Raw genomic sequence first — 15,236 nt, forward strand, 5'->3', positions numbered from 1 at the left:
GCAAGACCGGCACGCAAACCTGCAACGCGCCGCGGGAGAAGTTTTAGCGCAGGTGCGACAGCGGCAAGGGCCCGTCGCACTTGATGGCGGTCAGCACGATATTCGAACGCACGCTTTCCACGCCCGGCACGCGCATCAGCCGCTTCATGGTGAATTCGGCCAGCGTGGGCAGGTCGGGCACGACCACGCGGATCAGGTAGTCAGCCTCGCCGGCCACCGAATAGCACTCCTGTACCTCTTCCAGCAGCAGGATCTCTTCGCGGAAGCGTTCGATGATGGTGTCGGCATGGTGGGCCAGCTTGACGCTGATAAAGACCATCACCCCCAGGCCCAGCGCCTGCGAGGACAGGTTGACGCGGTAGCCGGTGATGACGCCGTCGGCTTCCAGCCGCGCCAGCCGGCGCCCGACCTGGCTGGGCGACAGGTGCACGCGTTCGGCCAGCTGCTGGTGGGTGGTGCGGCCGTCGGCCTGCAGGACGGCCAGCAGCGCGAGGTCGAAGGGGTCCAGGGAGACGCCGGGGGCAGTCATACACAAATCCCGCACTATTTATTCGAATGATGCACATTATATGCGCCACCGCAACAAAACAAGCGGATTTTGCGGCCTTTCTGCGCGCCTGGCTGTCTAAACTACGCAGTAAATCCGCATTCATGCTGCCGCCGATGCAGCAAGCACGCATTACAAGGAGACGCGCACCATGTCCATCGCCACGGCCACCGAAGCCCCCGGCGCCTTCCAGGGCACCCTGACCGACAAGCTCAAGGAACAGTTCGACGCCGGCCTGCTGTCCGGCCAGGAACTGCGCCCGGACTTCACCATCGCCCAGCCGGTGCACCGCTACACCAGCACCGACCACGCCATCTGGCGCAAGCTGTACGAGCGCCAGGCCGCGATGCTGCAGGGACGCGTCAGCGATGAGTTCCTGCAGGGCCTGGCCACGCTGGGCATGGAAAAGGACCGCGTCCCTGATTTCGACCAGCTCAACGAAACCTTGATGCGCGCCACCGGCTGGCAGGTCGTGGCCGTGCCCGGCCTGGTGCCGGACCAGGTGTTCTTCGAGCACCTGGCCAACCGCCGCTTCCCGGCCAGCTGGTGGATGCGCAAGCCCGAGCAGTTGGACTACCTGCAGGAGCCGGACTGCTTCCACGACGTGTTCGGCCATGTGCCGCTACTGATCAACCCGGTCTTTGCCGACTATATGGAGGCCTACGGCAAGGGCGGCCTGAAGGCGGCCGGGCTGGGCGCGCTGGACATGCTGTCGCGGCTGTACTGGTACACGGTTGAATTCGGCCTGATCCGCACCCCGCAAGGCCTGCGCATCTACGGCGCGGGCATCCTGTCGAGCCAGGGCGAGTCGATCTACAGCCTGGATTCGGCCAGCCCCAACCGGATCGGCTTCGATGTGCGCCGCATCATGCGCACGCGCTACCGCATCGACACCTTCCAGAAGACCTACTTCGTGATCGACAGCTTCGAACAGCTGTTCGACGCCACCCGGCCGGACTTTGCGCCGCTGTACGAAGAACTGCGCGCGCAGCCGACGCTGGGCGCGGGCGACGTAGCCCCGGACGACCAGGTGCTCAATGTCGGCACCCGCGAAGGCTGGGCCGACACCGAAGACATCTGATCCGGCCCTCGCCGGCAAACCCGGAGCGCCCTGCCCCGCTTCCCGCTTTGTGAAACAATGCCGGCATGTCCGCCGCCACGGCGCGGGCGGGCCGGCTGTCCGCATTGATTTGCGGCCTTCGTTTTCGTTACGACCAGATCGAGCCCCCTATGACCCCGCTTTCCCCGCAAGCCCGTGCCACGCTGCTGGCAGACCTGCCCGGCTGGACCACCGTCCCGGACCGCGATGCGATCTTCAAGCGCTTCACCTTCCATGACTTCAATGCCGCCTTCGGCTTCATGACGCGCGTGGCGATCCAGGCCGAGAAGGCCGACCACCACCCGGAATGGTTCAACGTCTACAACCGGGTCGACATCACGCTGTCCACGCACGATGCCAACGGCCTGACCCAGCGCGACATCGACCTGGCCCACTTCATCGAGCGCGCCGCCGACGCGGTGACGGACTAAGCCGGACGCGGCGGCAGCCGGATCGGGCAGCTGTAGGCAATCCGTAAGGAACCGGGGGCCTGCGCCTAGTACAATCTGCGGCAGGCCCGCACCTCCCGTGTGCGCCAAAAGGCCTTCCCTCCAGCCATGCCCAACTTCCTGCCCGAGCTGCCGCCATGCGTATCCTGCTGATCGAGGACGACCGCCAGATTGCCAGCGGCGTCGAAGCCGGCCTGTCCCGTGCCGGCCACCAGGTGCGCGTCGTCCACGACGGCGTCTATGCCACCGAACACCTGCTGCGCGAGCAGCACGACCTGGTCATCCTGGACCTGGGCCTGCCCGGCATCGACGGCATGACCCTGCTGGCGCGCTACCGCGCCAGCAACCGCACCACCCCGGTCATCATCCTGACCGCGCGCGACGAGCTGGAAGACAAGCTCTCGGGCCTGAACGCCGGCGCCGACGACTACCTGATCAAACCCTTCGCCCTGCCCGAGCTGGAAGCGCGCGTGCGCGTGCTGCTGCGCCGCAGCCAGCAGGGCGAGGCCGCACCCGAGCGCGACGTGCGCCTGGGGCGCCTGCGGCTGTCGGGCAACGACCGCCGCATGTTTATCGACGCCCGCCCGCTGGAGCTGTCGCCGCGCGAGTTCGCGGTGCTGGAACTGCTGCTGCAGCGCCAGGGCCGCGTGGTCAGCAAGGCGCAGCTGCAGGATCACCTGGCCACCTTTGCCCACCCCGCCGGCGAAGGCGGCGACACTGTGGGCGACACCGCGATCGAGGTCTATGTGCACCGCGTGCGCAAGAAGCTCGAGGACAGCGATGTCGAGATCGTCACCGTGCGCGGCTTCGGCTACCTGCTGCAGATCCGCGCCGGCCAATGAAACCGCTCCGGCCGCCGCGGTTATCCGAAACGCGGCCCTGTCCTTCGGCCTAGCCGGCAATGTGGCCTCGCTCCCGCACCTCTTCCCGGATTTCCTGGCGCACGGCCTCCCGCATCGCAACGCGGAACGTGCCCCCGTCTTCCGCCGCGGCTGACGCCGCGGGCGCCACCCCTGCGCCCGCGGCGACGCGCCAGGCCTCCCGCCCCGGCTCCAACATCAGCCTGCGCGCGCACCTGCTGCGCGCACTGGCCACGCCGCTGTTTGCGCTGGTGCTGACCAGCGGCTCGCTGTCGTACTGGTTGGCGGCGCACTACACCACGCAGGTGTTCGACCGCGCGCTGTATGGCGTGGCCAACAACATCGCCCAGCAGATCCGCATCGCCGGCCCGCGCCTGGGGCAGGACATCCCGATGATCGCGCAGACGCTGGTCGAGGCCGAGGGCACCGACCGCATCTACTGGCGCATCCACGGCCCCGACGGGCTGATCGGCGGCATGGACACCTGGCTGGGCTACGGCACTGGCCAGACCACGCTGCACGACGCGCGCCTGTTCTACGCGTGGTTCAGCGGCCGCCAGGTGCGCGCGGTGCGGCTGCCGGTGATGCTGCCCAGCGCCGCGGTGGACGAACTCGGCACCAGCGAGGCCGGCAAGGCCGCGCGCGGGCCCATCGTGGTGGAAGTGGCGGAGCTGCTGGACCGGCGCGAGACCGCCGCCAACGAGATCCTGCTGTCGGTGTCGGTGCCGCTGATCCTGCTGCTGCTGGTCGGCAGCCTGATCCTGTCGCACGTGCTCAAGGAAGAGCTGGTGCCGCTGCAGATCCTGGCCGACAAGCTCAACCGGCAGACTGCCCGTTCGCTCGCCGCGCTGGACGAGACCCAGGTGCCGGCCGAGGTGGCGCCGCTGATCCGCGGCCTCAATGCACTGCTGGCGCGGCTGCGCGACGCGCTCGACGCGCAGCGCAAGTTCATTGCCGATGCGGCGCACCAGCTGCGCACGCCGCTGACCGCGGTCAAGCTGCATGCCGACCGGGCCCAGGAAGCCGATTCGCTGGAAGTCGCCCGGCATGCGCTGCGCGAGGTGCAGACCGCCGCCGACCGCGCGGTGCGGCTGTCCAACCAGCTGCTGTCGCTGGCGCGCGCCGAGCCGGGGCTGTCGCTGGAGCGTCTCGGACCAGTGGAACATTTCGACCTGGCCGAGCTGGCCTTCGAGATCGGCGCCGAATGGGTGCCGCAGGCGCTCGCGCAACGCATCGACCTGGGCTTCGAGATCCTGCCCGGCCCCACCTTCACCGGCGGCGCGCCCGCCGTGGTGCGCGGTAACCGGCTGCTGATGCGCGAGGCCCTGTCCAACCTGATCGACAACGCAGTGAAGTACGTGCCCGCGGGCGGGCGCATCACGGTGCGCGCCGGCGGCGAGGCCATGGGTCACCGCGGCATGGCGGTGGTGATGGTGGAAGACAACGGCCCCGGCATCCCGCCGCAGCGGCGCGAGGAAGTCTTCAAGCGCTTCTTCCGCGGCGACCGCGCCCCCGAGCCGGGCGGCGGGCGGGCGGCCCACAGCGGCGGCGCCGGGCTGGGGCTGGCCATCGTCCATGAGATCGTGACGCTGCACCAGGGCACCATCCGCATCGAGGACGTGCCGCCGGTGCCGGGTGCGGCTGGCGATGCACCGGCCGCGGGCGGCGCGCCCGCACGGCGGCCGACCATGCGCTTCGTGATCCGGATCCCCTGCGAACCGCCAGGATCGGTGGCCTGAACCCGCTGCTGCGCTGGCGGCGGCGCGGGTCGAGACGCGCGCCTTACTTGTCCTTCTTCTTCTTTTCCTTCGGCGCCAGCATGGTGCCGCGGCATTGCGGGCTGCCGCAGCGGCACTCGAACTCTTTCTTCAGCTTGGCGGTATAGCGCGCGTCGATGACCAGGCCGTAGTCATAGAACAGCTCCTCGCCCAGGGCGATATCGCGCAGCGCGTGGATAAACACGCGGCCCTTCTTCTCACGCGCCTCGCAGTTGGGTTCGCAGGCATGGTTGATCCAGCGCGCGCGGTTGCCGCCGTACTTGGCGTCGATCACGCTGCCGTCGTCCAGGCTGAAGTAGAAAGTGTGGTTGGGATCGCTGGGATCGTGCGGATGACGCTCCAGCGCCTTCTTCCACGAAATGTGCTCGCCCTTGTACTCGATCACGCGTTCGCCTTCGGCAATCGGGCCGATCGCATAGACGCCCTTGCCGTGCACGCCTGACTGGCGCACCTCGATCCGGTCGCTCGCCGTCTTCTTCTTGCCCTCGCCTGCTGCCTTGCGCTTTGCCTTGTCCGCCATTTGCCTTTCCGTGCTCGTCGCCTGTTGTGCCTGAGTGGCCCGCTGTGCCGGCCGTTCCGGCGCGATCGGGGATGATACCGGTGCAACCGTGACACGTATACGTAACCGTAACGCCCTTTTTCCGGCACCCTCACCGTATACGCCTTTGGGTGCAGCCGACAGGTATACGGCACCCCGTTTACACCCAACCGCGACGCGCGTTTACCTGCGCGCATGTGGATAACCCCGCCCGGAACTGTGGACAAGCACGCGGATTGGATGTGGGCTGCCTGGGGCTGGCATGGGGATGCCTCAGGCATAAGTCGGAGGGGGTTCGGCACCGGCCTCGCCTATCGGGCTGAGTCATCCACCTCGGCCAACATTGGATACGACCACTTCTCGTTTACGTAAACCATTGAAGCGAAAGACGTTTACGCGGTTTTCCACAGCGGGGGCGGGTGTTTACCTACTACTACTATTTGTATACATGAAAGAAAAAGGTAAACCGAAAGAACGAGCCAGGCATGTCAGCGAAAGAAGGCCCCGAAAGGCTTCATCCAAATGGTCAGGGCCGTAAACGTCGCGACAGCGCGAGACTTGGTGGTTTTGGGTTTGATCGGGGACGTATACCTCGGGCGTATACGCCCAATCACACCAGCTTGGGCGTATACGCTGGCGACAGGATCTGGAGCCGGGCCGTAAACCCATCCGCAGGCGCCATGCATGCGCCGAATAGCCGAGCGGATCACCTGCAGGCCAGTGATCCGATGACATGCAACATAGTGCAGTTTGCGCATCCGAGGCTCCCAGAGCGCCTGCAAGCGCTCCTGGACGGCGCAGGCTCTCCTGCCCCGTCCAATACGCCCGGGCGTGCGCAGAGGGCCTCTGAGGGCCTCTGGCGAGGGATGGGTAAGGGCACATGCCCTCAATCGCGTTGCACGAACCCGGTGCCCTGCCCTGTCCCCTTAGGGCGCTTTCGTCACCTTCCGCCACTTGCCATGGCTGCACCCGGCTGCGTCGATTTGCCGCGAAGCCCGGCCTGGCGCGGCCCGGCGGAAACTGCCAGGTAACAATCTGTTCCCGGTGCGCCTTGTCCGACACGGTATCATGTGGCCCGCGGCGTCTTTGCCGGAGCGGTGCCAGCCAGGCCGCCCGGCATGCGGACGCCTGTGTTTTATCAACTCGATACGGAGTGAAGCATGACGAAAACCGAACTGATCGACGCTATCGCAGCCGGGGTGGACGGTCTGACCAAGGCCAAGGCAGAACAGGCACTGAACGTGACCCTGTCGGCCATCATGGACGCAGTGGCCAAGGGCGACACGCTGAGCCTCATCGGCTTTGGCACGTTCAGCAAGGGCGAGCGTGGCGAGCGCATGGCGCGCAACCCGCGTACCGGCGAAGAAATCAAGGTCGAAGCAGCCAAGACCGTGAAGTTCAAGGCTGGCCAGAAGTTCAAGGACGCTGTCAACCAGTGAGCCTGACGGGCTGCACTGCAGGGCCCGAATTGTCAGACCCCGCCATGCCGCCGCCCGGTGCCCGAGGGCGCAGGCGAGCGCCAGGCGGGGGACGTTATCCACAGCGGTAAGCTGATCTTCTGCAGTATCCGCCGCATCGCTGAATCCGCCATCGGGGCGATCGCGCGCGAAGTCTTCCAACAGGCGTCCAGCCGTGGCCATGACAGGCCGGACCGGGTGCCGTGCCACATGGGGCCTCCATGCTCGCCCGTCCGCCGCGCCGCAGTTCTCCACAGCGTTATGCACAGCGCTTTCCACAGCTGGTTCCACAGCTTTCTCCACAGGCTGCGGGCGCCATGCGCGCGGCTTGTGTTGCCGTGGCGCTGGCATTGCTGAGTGCGTGCACCACCGTCAGCGAGCCGGTGCGGCCGCAGGCGCGCGCCCTGCCCGACACCGAAAGGCCGGTGACACGCCTGGGCGCCACGCCGCGCGAACGCATCGTCGAGATCGCCACGCAGGAATGGACCCGCTGGGGCGGGCAGGTGGTGCGGCTGGGCCGGGACGACACGTCCTGCGTCACCTACAGCCCGGTGCCCGCGCCGGAGCTGCCTGCGCCACTGCCAGAGATCCAGGAGGCCCAGCCAGCGTCCCCCGCGGAGGCCGGGGCGCCCGCTGCCGCCACCACCGACACCGAATCCAAAACCAACGGCAATCCCCCGCCCGTGGCCAGCTGCCTGTCCTTTCCTGACGGCACCGGCATGGAAGCCACGCCCCTGGGCTGCTCGCTGGCGCGCCGCTACTGGGGCATGGTCGGCGAAGCGCCCAGCTGCCGGCAAGTGACGCAGGGGTCCTGGGCCTGGTCGGCGGTGTTTATCTCATGGGTGCTGCGCAAGGCGGGGCTGGACGAGCGCCAGTTCCTCACCGGGCAGTCGCACTCGATGTATGTGGTCGATGCCCGCGACGGCATCCTGCCCAGGCCGGCCTTCCATATCGAGCCCGTCCCCGCCATGCCCCGGCCCGGCGACATCATCTGCGCCGGGCGCGGGCGCGACCGCTATCTCGAGGACATCGCCGAAATCGGCTTCGGCACCACGCCCATGCACTGCGACATCGTGGTCGGCGTGGATCCGGCCACGCGCGTGGTGCGTGCCATCGGCGGCAATGTCCAGCAGTCGGTGTCGATGGAGGAGATCGAGCTGGGCGATTCGGGCCGGCTCGACGGCGTCACCAATTCGCATATGCCGTGGCTGCTGGTGATGCGCAACGACCTGCAATAGCTGGTTTATTGATGCTATTTATCAAGGCATCACAATTTCAGGTGGTTTGATTATTCGCTGGAATAATCCTGCGCCCAGTCGAACAGTTCCAGCTGCGACATATCCCGGTCGCTGGTCCCTACCCCCACCCCCAGCAGCCGTACCGGCAAGCCCCGGCGCGCATGGCCCTCGGCCAGCAGGCGCGCGTAGACGGCGCGGTCCGGCGCGTGGCCGCGGCATTCCACCGTGGTCTGGCGGAAGTCAGAGAAGCGCAGCTTCACGGTCAGCTTGTCGATGGTGTTGTGTGCCTGTGCCCGGTCAATGCGGGCCTCAAGCATGGCGATCAGCGGTTCCAGCTCGGCCACGCAGGCCTGCAGATCGGGCAGGTCGTCGGCATAGGTCTCTTCCACGCTGATGGACTTGCGCTCGCGCTCGGGCGTGACCTCGCGCTCGTCGACGCCGCGGCACAGCTTGTAGAGCCGCGCCCCGAAGACACCGAACTCGCGGTGCAGCCGGTCCGGCGACCACGGCCGCAGGTCGCCGCAGGTCTCGGCACCCAGGCGCCGCAGCTTGGCCGCGGTGACCTTGCCCACGCCGTGGATGCGCTCCACCGGCAGCGCGGCGACAAAGCCATCGACCGCCGCCGGCTTGACCACGAACAGCCCATCGGGCTTGTTCCAGTCGCTGGCGATCTTGGCCACGAACTTGCTCGGCCCCACCCCGGCCGATACCGTCACGCCCACTTCATCGCGCACACGCTGGCGGATTTCCTCGGCGATGCGGGTGGCGCTGCCGGCGTGGCGGGTGCACAGGCTCACGTCCAGGTAGGCCTCGTCCAGCGACAGCGGTTCGACCAGCGCGGTGTATTCGCGATAGATCGCGAAGATCTGGCGCGAAACCTCGCGGTACTTGTCCATCGCCGGGCGCACGATCAGCAGGTCCGGGCAACGCTTGAGCGCCTGTGCCGATGGCATCGCCGAACGCACGCCAAAGGCGCGCGCTTCATAGTTGCAGGTGGCAATCACCCCGCGCCGGTCGGGCGAGCCGCCCACGGCAATCGGTCGGCCGCGCAGCGACGGGTCGTCGCGCATCTCGACCGAGGCGTAGAAGCAGTCGCAGTCGCAATGGATGATCTTGCGCTGGACCGCGGGCGTGGCATCAGGCGAGGCAGACATGGTGGCCAGGCACCGTATCGGTTATCCGTGCGATGAATGAAATGGTTTGATTCTTAGTTGGTTTCATTGATCGATTGGATGATGGCGGGCTTCTGGCGCATATTCATCCATAGCCCCTCGGCCGCATACAAGGCCAGCGACAGCCAGATGAGCGCGTAGCCGACCTGCTTCTGCACCGGGAACGGTTCGTTCCACAGCCATACGCCCAGCAGCAGCTGCAGCGTCGGCCCGGTGTACTGCAGCAGGCCCAGCAGCGACAGCGGAATGCGCCGCGCGCCGGCCGCAAAGAACAGCAGTGGCACCGCCGTCACCGGCCCGGCCAGCAGCAGCAGCCACTGCGTACCCGGCGCTGCGTGGGTGAAGCTGTCCTGGCCGGTGGCGAACAGCCAGGCCAGCGCCGCCGCGGCCAGCGGGAACAGCAGTAGCGTCTCCAGCGACAGCCCTTCCAGCGCACCCAGCGCGCCGGTCTTGCGCAGCAGGCCATAGCCGCCGAAGCTGGCCGCCAGCCCCAGCGCGATCCACGGCAACTGGCCTGCCGCCACCGTCAGCCAGGCTACCCCGGCCGCGGCTACCGCGATCGACAGCCATTGCACCAGGCGCAGCCGCTCGTGCAGGAACACCACGCCCAGCAGCACGCTGAACAGCGGGTTGATGAAGTAGCCCAGGCTGGCATCGACCACGCGGTTGGCCGACACCGCCCAGATATAGAGGAACCAGTTGGCGCACAGCAGCGCCGCGCTGGCGGTGAACGACAGCAGCAGGCGCCGGTCCTTGAGCACCCGGCCGAGCCACGCCCACTGGTGCCGCCACGTCAGGATCAGGCCGAGGAATACCAGCGACCACACCATCCGGTGCAGCAGGATCTCCAGCGGCGCAATACCGGGCAGCGATTTGATATAGAGCGGGAGCAGCCCCCAGATGACGTAGGCCAGGAGGGCGTAGAGAATGCCGAGTTGCATAGGGATTTCCGGTAGATGCCGGCGATTCTACCGGCGTCGCGCGATCCCCGCCCGGCGGGCGCCCGCGTGCCGTGGCCAATAAAAAAACCCCATGCTCCCGAGGGAACATGGGGTTTGCGGCAGGCCCCGGGCGGCCCGGGGCGGGCGTACCGCTTACAGCTTGCGCGCGAAGCTGAACTGGGCGAAGGCCTGCTCGGCCACATTGAACCAGGCGGCCTCGTTGTTGCGGAACACGCGCCAGTCGTCGTAGATCTTCTTGAACGACGGGTTCTTGGCGGTTTCGTCGGCGAAGGCTTCCTGGGTCGCCTTGAAGCACGCTTCCATGATCTCCTTGGAGAACGGGCGCAGCTTGACGCCGTTTTCCAGCAGGCGGGCCAGCGCCTGCGGGTTGACCGTGTCGTACTTGGCCATCATGTTGGTGTGCGCCTCGATGGTGGCGGTTTCCAGCGCGCGCTTGTACAGCGCCGGCAGCTTCTCGTACTCGGTGGCCGAGGCGTAGAAGGACAGCTGCGCGCTGCCTTCCCACCAGCCCGGGTAGTAGTAGTACGGCGCCACCTTGTAGAAGCCCAGCTTCTCGTCATCGTACGGGCCCACCCACTCGGCCGCGTCGATGGTGCCCTTTTCCAGCGCAGGGTAGATGTCGCCGCCGGCGATCTGCTGCGGCACCACACCCAAGCGCGACAGCACCACGCCGGCAAAGCCGGCGATGCGGTACTTCAGGCCCTGCAGGTCGGCCACGGTCTTGATTTCCTTGCGGAACCAGCCGCCCATCTGCGCATTGGTGTTGCCGCCCAGGAAGTTGACGACGTTGTATTCCTTGAAGAACTCGCGCATCAGCTTCATGCCGTTGCCCTGCAGCATCCAGGCGTTCTGCTGGCGCGCGGTCAGGCCGAACGGGACGGTGGTGTCAAAGCACAGCGTCGGGTTCTTGCCGAAGTAGTAGTAGCCGGCGGTGTGGCCGATCTGCACGGTGTTGTTCTGCACCGCGTCCAGCACCTGCAGGCCCGGCACGACTTCACCGGCGGCAAAGACCTTGATGTTGAACTTGCCGTCGGTCAGTTCCTTGACACGGGCCGACAGCAGTTCGGCACCGCCGAAGATGGTGTCGAGCGACTTGGGGAAGCTCGAGGCCAGGCGCCATTCCACGGCCGGGTTGCTGCCGACCACGGCCGGTGCTGCCGGGCCGCTGGCGGCGGCAGGCGCTGCCTTCTCTTCACCCTTGCCGCACGCGGCCAGTGCCCCGGTGGCGGCTACGGCCGACGCTTTCAACAGAAAGGAACGACGTTCCATCTCCACTTCTCCTCTTATAGATATTGATTCGGATGCAGGCTCGCGGCTTGCATGATGCCGCGCGCCGGACCGTGACGCACCAGCCGCCGGGGTACGGCGGCCTGCGCAACGCTGTGCCTGTTGCGAACGGGCACGGCGGCGTGCCCCGCATGCCGGGCGCCGGACGCGGGCCACGGTAAAGGGCTGTCTTACCCGAAAGACAAGCCAGCCGATTATAGCGGTGGCTCTTTCGCCACGGGGTACCGTGCAAGTGCGGGTTTTCGCTAGTCAATCGCGCCATATCCGGGGGTTTTTCGCATTGTGAGACAGCGCACGGTGTGATGGATTTTGTAACCCGGCTTGCGGTCAAATGGGTCGGCTGATAAAAAACAGTCCCGCCGCCGGAGCCCTTGCCTGCTCCGGCCATCGTTGTTGCTTGCCTGAATTGCTGTCCGAATTGCCGCCAGTCTCGCGTCGAATTCCCGCCACACCGCCTTGTCCCGGCCCTGCCGGACGCGGCGGCCTGCCCCTGCGCCGCCTCGGTTTTGCCGTGCTGGCCGCGTGGGGCCTGGTCGCGTGCGCGCAGACCGGGGATGCGACCACCAGTGCCACCATGCCGCCGCCCCGCATCGAACCGCACCCGGCGGTGGCGCCGGTGGTGACCGCTGGACCGGCGCAAGCCGCCCGGCCTGCCACGCCGGCCACAGCAGGCACGGAGGACCCGCTGGCGGCGCTGATCGCCGGCGACGCGGCACCCGCGGCCAGCGTGACCGTGCCAGCGGCACCGGCGCCAGGCATCACGGGCGAGCCGGCGGCCCAGCCTGCCGTGCAGCCTGACGGCAGCGCGCCGGCAACCCTGGCCGGTACCGGCCCGGCTGCCGACCCCAACTTCGTCGGCCCGCCCGAACCGCCACTCCAGCCGCCGCCGCCACTGGTGCTGTTCCCGCCCCGGCTCGGCCAGTTCCAGGCCGATGCGCCCGCCCAGCCGGCGGACAGCGCCACCGGTGACACACCGCCGGATGCCCCGCCGGTACTGCACTCGCAGCTGCCCGCCGAGGACCCCGCCGGGGATTCCGTGTGGCGCCTCGGCTACAGCGGCCGCGCCGCGGCCGAGGAACGCCCGGCCACCATGCGCGCCTGCCCCGGCGGCGCGCTCTCCACCGGCATTGGCAACGGCCTGGCCTGCCGCAGCGCCGGCGAGGTCAAGATCCGCGAATCGGTGCTGGACCTGGACGGCGGCGCGCAGGTGATGCTGATCGCGCAGGCGCGCGGCACCGACGCCACCACGGTCAATGGCCGCCCCGCGGCGATCGACCCCTATGCCCTGGTGCCGCAGTTCTATACCGCCGTCAGCGGCCTGGCGGTGCTGGACGGCGCCACCATGTGGGCCGGCCGGCGCGACAATGCGCCGTTCCTGCTGTCGTCCGGCCTGCTGCCACCCAATTCCACGGCGATGCGCTTCGGCGTGGACAACGCCAAGGTGATCGGCGATATCGGCCTGAGCTACCAGTACACCGCGCGCGCTGACCAGAACGGCCAGAACCTGCCCAGCTACCACTCGCTGCGCACCGCGCCCATCAACACCAACGAACAGGGTTCGATCCAGCTCGGCTTCACGCGGGTGGAGGCGCAGCCGCTGGTGCAAGACCCCGGCGGTGCATGGTGGGCGTCTGCGTTGCACGAGCAGAAAGGCGTGCTGTTCGGCACCAACCGGCTCGGGGTGCAGTTCGGATCGGGATCGCGCAACGCCATGACCGGCTACACCGGCATGGGACCGGCGCTGTCGCGCACGAGGGTGGCGGAATCGATGGAATGGAAAGGTCGCTCAGGGCTGAGCGGTGCCGTGGAGCAAAGCCTGCAGTTCGACCGGTCGCCGGTCGGCACGCTGCAGTGGACCACCACGCGCTTGCGTCCTGCTTACATAGCGAGCAACCAGTTCCGCCTGAACTTCGAGGTCTCGCACGACCAGATCTCGTCCGGCTTCGGCGTCGGCGGCCAGCGCACCGCACTGACCGTGGCGCCCACGCTGACGCTGGGCAAGTCGGCCGGCAATGCCAACCTGCGCGCCTTCTACACTTATAGCCGTGCCAGCGACGTCGACGGCATCGGCTACACCGCGCCCGCCGACGCGTGGGCCTCGCAGGCGAGCGGCTCGATTTTCGGCGTGCAGCTCAATCGGCGCTGGTAGGGGCGCTGGCGGGCGCAGCGCGCCAGTCGGCCTGCGGCGTGGCGGCCGCAGCGGGCTTGCGGCACAGCCAGTGGAACAGCAGCGTGGCAGTCAGCCCGCCGCCGATCTGGGCCAGCACGAAGCCCGGCACGTCCTGCGGCCGGATCCCGGTAAAGGTATCGGTCAGCGCGCAGGCGATGGTCAGCGCCGGGTTGGCAAACGAGGTCGACGACGTGAACCAGTAGCCCGCGGTGATATAGCCTGCCACCACGAACGGCACCAGCTGCGGCCGGCTGCGCAGCGTGCCGATGCCCACGCCGACCAGGCCGAAGGTGGCCACGCACTCGCTCCACCACATCGCCGCGCCGGTGCGGCTCTGCGCCGACCAGGCCAGCGCCGGCTCGCCGAACATCGCATGGGCGGCCAGCACGCCGCAGACTCCGCCCGCCACCTGCACCAGCACATAGCGCAGCGCATCGCGCGGCGGCAGCGTGCCCTGCAGCAGCGCCGACAGACTGACCACCGGATTGAAATGCCCGCCCGAGACCGGGCCCAGCGACACCAGCAAGGCCACCAGCCCGGCACCGGTCGCCAGCGAATTGGCCAGCAGCGCCAGCGCGGTATCGCCGGCGGCGAGGCGTTCTGCACGGATGCCGGAGCCCACCACAATCGCCACCAGCAGCGCCGTGCCCAGGCCTTCGGCCACCAGGCGGCGTGCGAGCGTACTCATCGCTGTGCTCCGTTGATGGCGCGCAGCAGCGATGGAGCGGAGCAACGAACGGGATACGAGAGCGACCGCGAGATCGCGGCAAAGGCAGTAAGGAAAACGTGCAGCGGCAAGATGGACAACGTCGCCTGAGACGACGCCTCGAACGGTGGCGGTTCAGTAGCAAGCCCGCGCACACGTGGTGAGCGCGGACGCGACAGTGTTCCGTTCGCGCACGGAGCGCGTCAATGCGTGGACGCTTTGTTGTGTGCTGACGCGCGGTATCGAATCGCCGCGCAGGCCGCAGGCCGTTACCGGTTGCTGGCCGCCAGCCGCAGGCCGAAGCCGACCAGTGCGATCCCGGCCAGGCGCGTTGCCAGCGTGCGCGCGAACGGCAGCGCCCGCAGCCGGCTGGCCACCGCGTTACCCGCCAGCACCAGCGCCGCCTGGTAGGCAAGGCTGAGCACCGTGACGTGTGCCATCATCGCCGCCAGCGTGGCCGGCGACGCATCCGGGCGCAGGAACAGCGGGAAGAACGCGACAAAGAACAGCACCACCTTGGGGTTGGTCAGGCTCACCGTGAAGCCCTGGCGCAGGTATACGCGCGCGGACTTGCGCGGCTCGGGCACGCCGGCGTCCGCGGCAATGCGTGTACGCAGCAGCTGCACGCCCATCCAGCACAGGTACGCGGCGCCGAACCATTGCAAGCCGTGGAACAGCAGCGGATTGGCCTGCATCACCGCCGCCAGTCCCGCCACCGCGGCGAGCATGTACACGAGGTCGCCCAGCAGCGTGCCGCAGACCGCGCCCATGCCGGCCGCCACGCCATTGCGCGCGGTGGCGTTGAGAATGGCGATCGTGCCCGGGCCGGGGATCAGCTGGAACACCAGGATGGCGAGCACGAAGCTGGTGTAGTTCTGGATGTCGAACATGGTGGCCTGGCTTGTTGGATGCGAGCGCGGGATGCTTCGCTGCCGCCATGTTAGTGCAGCCTGGCCCATCGCGGCAAAGCGAA

14 protein-coding genes are annotated in these 15,236 nt (G+C 67.8%); 7 read left to right on the forward strand and 7 right to left on the reverse strand.

The window, feature by feature from the left end:
- Window positions 1-43 precede the first annotated feature (43 nt).
- Window positions 44-529 carry an Lrp/AsnC family transcriptional regulator gene (locus tag RS901_RS05925; protein WP_316151913.1) on the reverse strand — a complete coding sequence of 162 codons (486 nt, stop codon included), beginning with the start codon at window positions 527-529 and terminating at the stop codon, window positions 44-46.
- A gap of 169 nt (window positions 530-698) precedes the next feature.
- Here RS901_RS05925 and phhA point away from each other — a divergent pair, with 169 nt between their 5' ends.
- The 4 genes from phhA (at window position 699) to RS901_RS05945 (ending at window position 4,694) form a co-directional block, all read left to right on the forward strand.
- Window positions 699-1,628, forward strand: a complete 930-nt coding sequence (phhA, locus tag RS901_RS05930; protein ID WP_316151914.1) for a phenylalanine 4-monooxygenase — start codon at window positions 699-701, stop codon at window positions 1,626-1,628.
- Window positions 1,629-1,777: 149 nt separating this feature from the next.
- A complete protein-coding gene (locus RS901_RS05935; RefSeq protein WP_010811305.1) occupies window positions 1,778-2,077 on the forward strand; it encodes a 4a-hydroxytetrahydrobiopterin dehydratase in 300 nt (99 codons plus the stop codon).
- Window positions 2,078-2,232: 155 nt separating this feature from the next.
- Window positions 2,233-2,937 (forward strand): response regulator transcription factor, encoded by a 705-nt coding sequence (locus tag RS901_RS05940; RefSeq protein ID WP_316151916.1) that lies wholly within the window; start codon window positions 2,233-2,235, stop codon window positions 2,935-2,937.
- 128 nt (window positions 2,938-3,065) lie between these two features.
- Window positions 3,066-4,694 carry a sensor histidine kinase N-terminal domain-containing protein gene (locus RS901_RS05945; protein ID WP_410054157.1) on the forward strand — a complete coding sequence of 543 codons (1,629 nt, stop codon included), beginning with the start codon at window positions 3,066-3,068 and terminating at the stop codon, window positions 4,692-4,694.
- 43 nt (window positions 4,695-4,737) lie between these two features.
- On the opposite strand, the gene RS901_RS05950 is transcribed toward RS901_RS05945, so the two are convergent.
- Entirely contained in the window at window positions 4,738-5,253 is a 516-nt protein-coding gene (locus RS901_RS05950) for an SET domain-containing protein (protein ID WP_410054158.1), read from the reverse strand.
- A 1,178-nt stretch (window positions 5,254-6,431) separates the two neighbouring features.
- Here RS901_RS05950 and RS901_RS05955 point away from each other — a divergent pair.
- Window positions 6,432-6,710 (forward strand): HU family DNA-binding protein, encoded by a 279-nt coding sequence (locus tag RS901_RS05955; protein ID WP_012354324.1) that lies wholly within the window; start codon window positions 6,432-6,434, stop codon window positions 6,708-6,710.
- A gap of 239 nt (window positions 6,711-6,949) precedes the next feature.
- Window positions 6,950-7,966 (forward strand): DUF2272 domain-containing protein, encoded by a 1,017-nt coding sequence (locus RS901_RS05960; RefSeq protein WP_316151937.1) that lies wholly within the window; start codon window positions 6,950-6,952, stop codon window positions 7,964-7,966.
- 50 nt (window positions 7,967-8,016) lie between these two features.
- Here RS901_RS05960 and dinB read toward each other — a convergent pair whose 3' ends face one another.
- From dinB to RS901_RS05975, 3 genes are all read right to left on the reverse strand, one after another.
- Complete coding sequence (gene dinB / locus RS901_RS05965) at window positions 8,017-9,120, reverse strand: DNA polymerase IV (RefSeq protein WP_316151939.1); 1,104 nt, start codon at window positions 9,118-9,120, stop codon at window positions 8,017-8,019.
- A gap of 53 nt (window positions 9,121-9,173) precedes the next feature.
- Window positions 9,174-10,079 (reverse strand): EamA family transporter RarD, encoded by a 906-nt coding sequence (gene rarD, locus RS901_RS05970; protein ID WP_316151941.1) that lies wholly within the window; start codon window positions 10,077-10,079, stop codon window positions 9,174-9,176.
- Between the two features lie 153 nt (window positions 10,080-10,232).
- Window positions 10,233-11,369: a TRAP transporter substrate-binding protein gene (locus tag RS901_RS05975; protein ID WP_316151943.1), complete on the reverse strand. Its 1,137-nt coding sequence runs from the start codon at window positions 11,367-11,369 to the stop codon at window positions 10,233-10,235.
- 349 nt (window positions 11,370-11,718) lie between these two features.
- Here RS901_RS05975 and RS901_RS05980 point away from each other — a divergent pair, with 349 nt between their 5' ends.
- On the forward strand, window positions 11,719-13,536 hold the full coding sequence (locus RS901_RS05980; RefSeq protein WP_316151945.1) for a carbohydrate porin: 1,818 nt from the start codon (window positions 11,719-11,721) through the stop codon (window positions 13,534-13,536).
- Here the strand turns inward: RS901_RS05980 and RS901_RS05985 are convergent.
- Both RS901_RS05985 and RS901_RS05990 read right to left on the reverse strand, forming a co-directional pair.
- The gene (locus tag RS901_RS05985; RefSeq protein WP_316151947.1) at window positions 13,520-14,245 is read right to left on the reverse strand and encodes an MIP/aquaporin family protein; all 726 of its coding nucleotides are present in this window, start codon (window positions 14,243-14,245) and stop codon (window positions 13,520-13,522) included. The two genes, RS901_RS05980 and RS901_RS05985, sit on opposite strands and share 17 nt — an antisense overlap.
- Window positions 14,246-14,532: 287 nt before the next feature.
- Window positions 14,533-15,153: a LysE family translocator gene (locus RS901_RS05990; protein WP_316151948.1), complete on the reverse strand. Its 621-nt coding sequence runs from the start codon at window positions 15,151-15,153 to the stop codon at window positions 14,533-14,535.
- Window positions 15,154-15,236: the final 83 nt, after the last annotated feature.

Origin of the sequence: Cupriavidus sp. BIC8F (assembly GCF_032465815.1) — a bacterium.
GTDB lineage: Bacteria > Pseudomonadota > Gammaproteobacteria > Burkholderiales > Burkholderiaceae > Cupriavidus > Cupriavidus necator.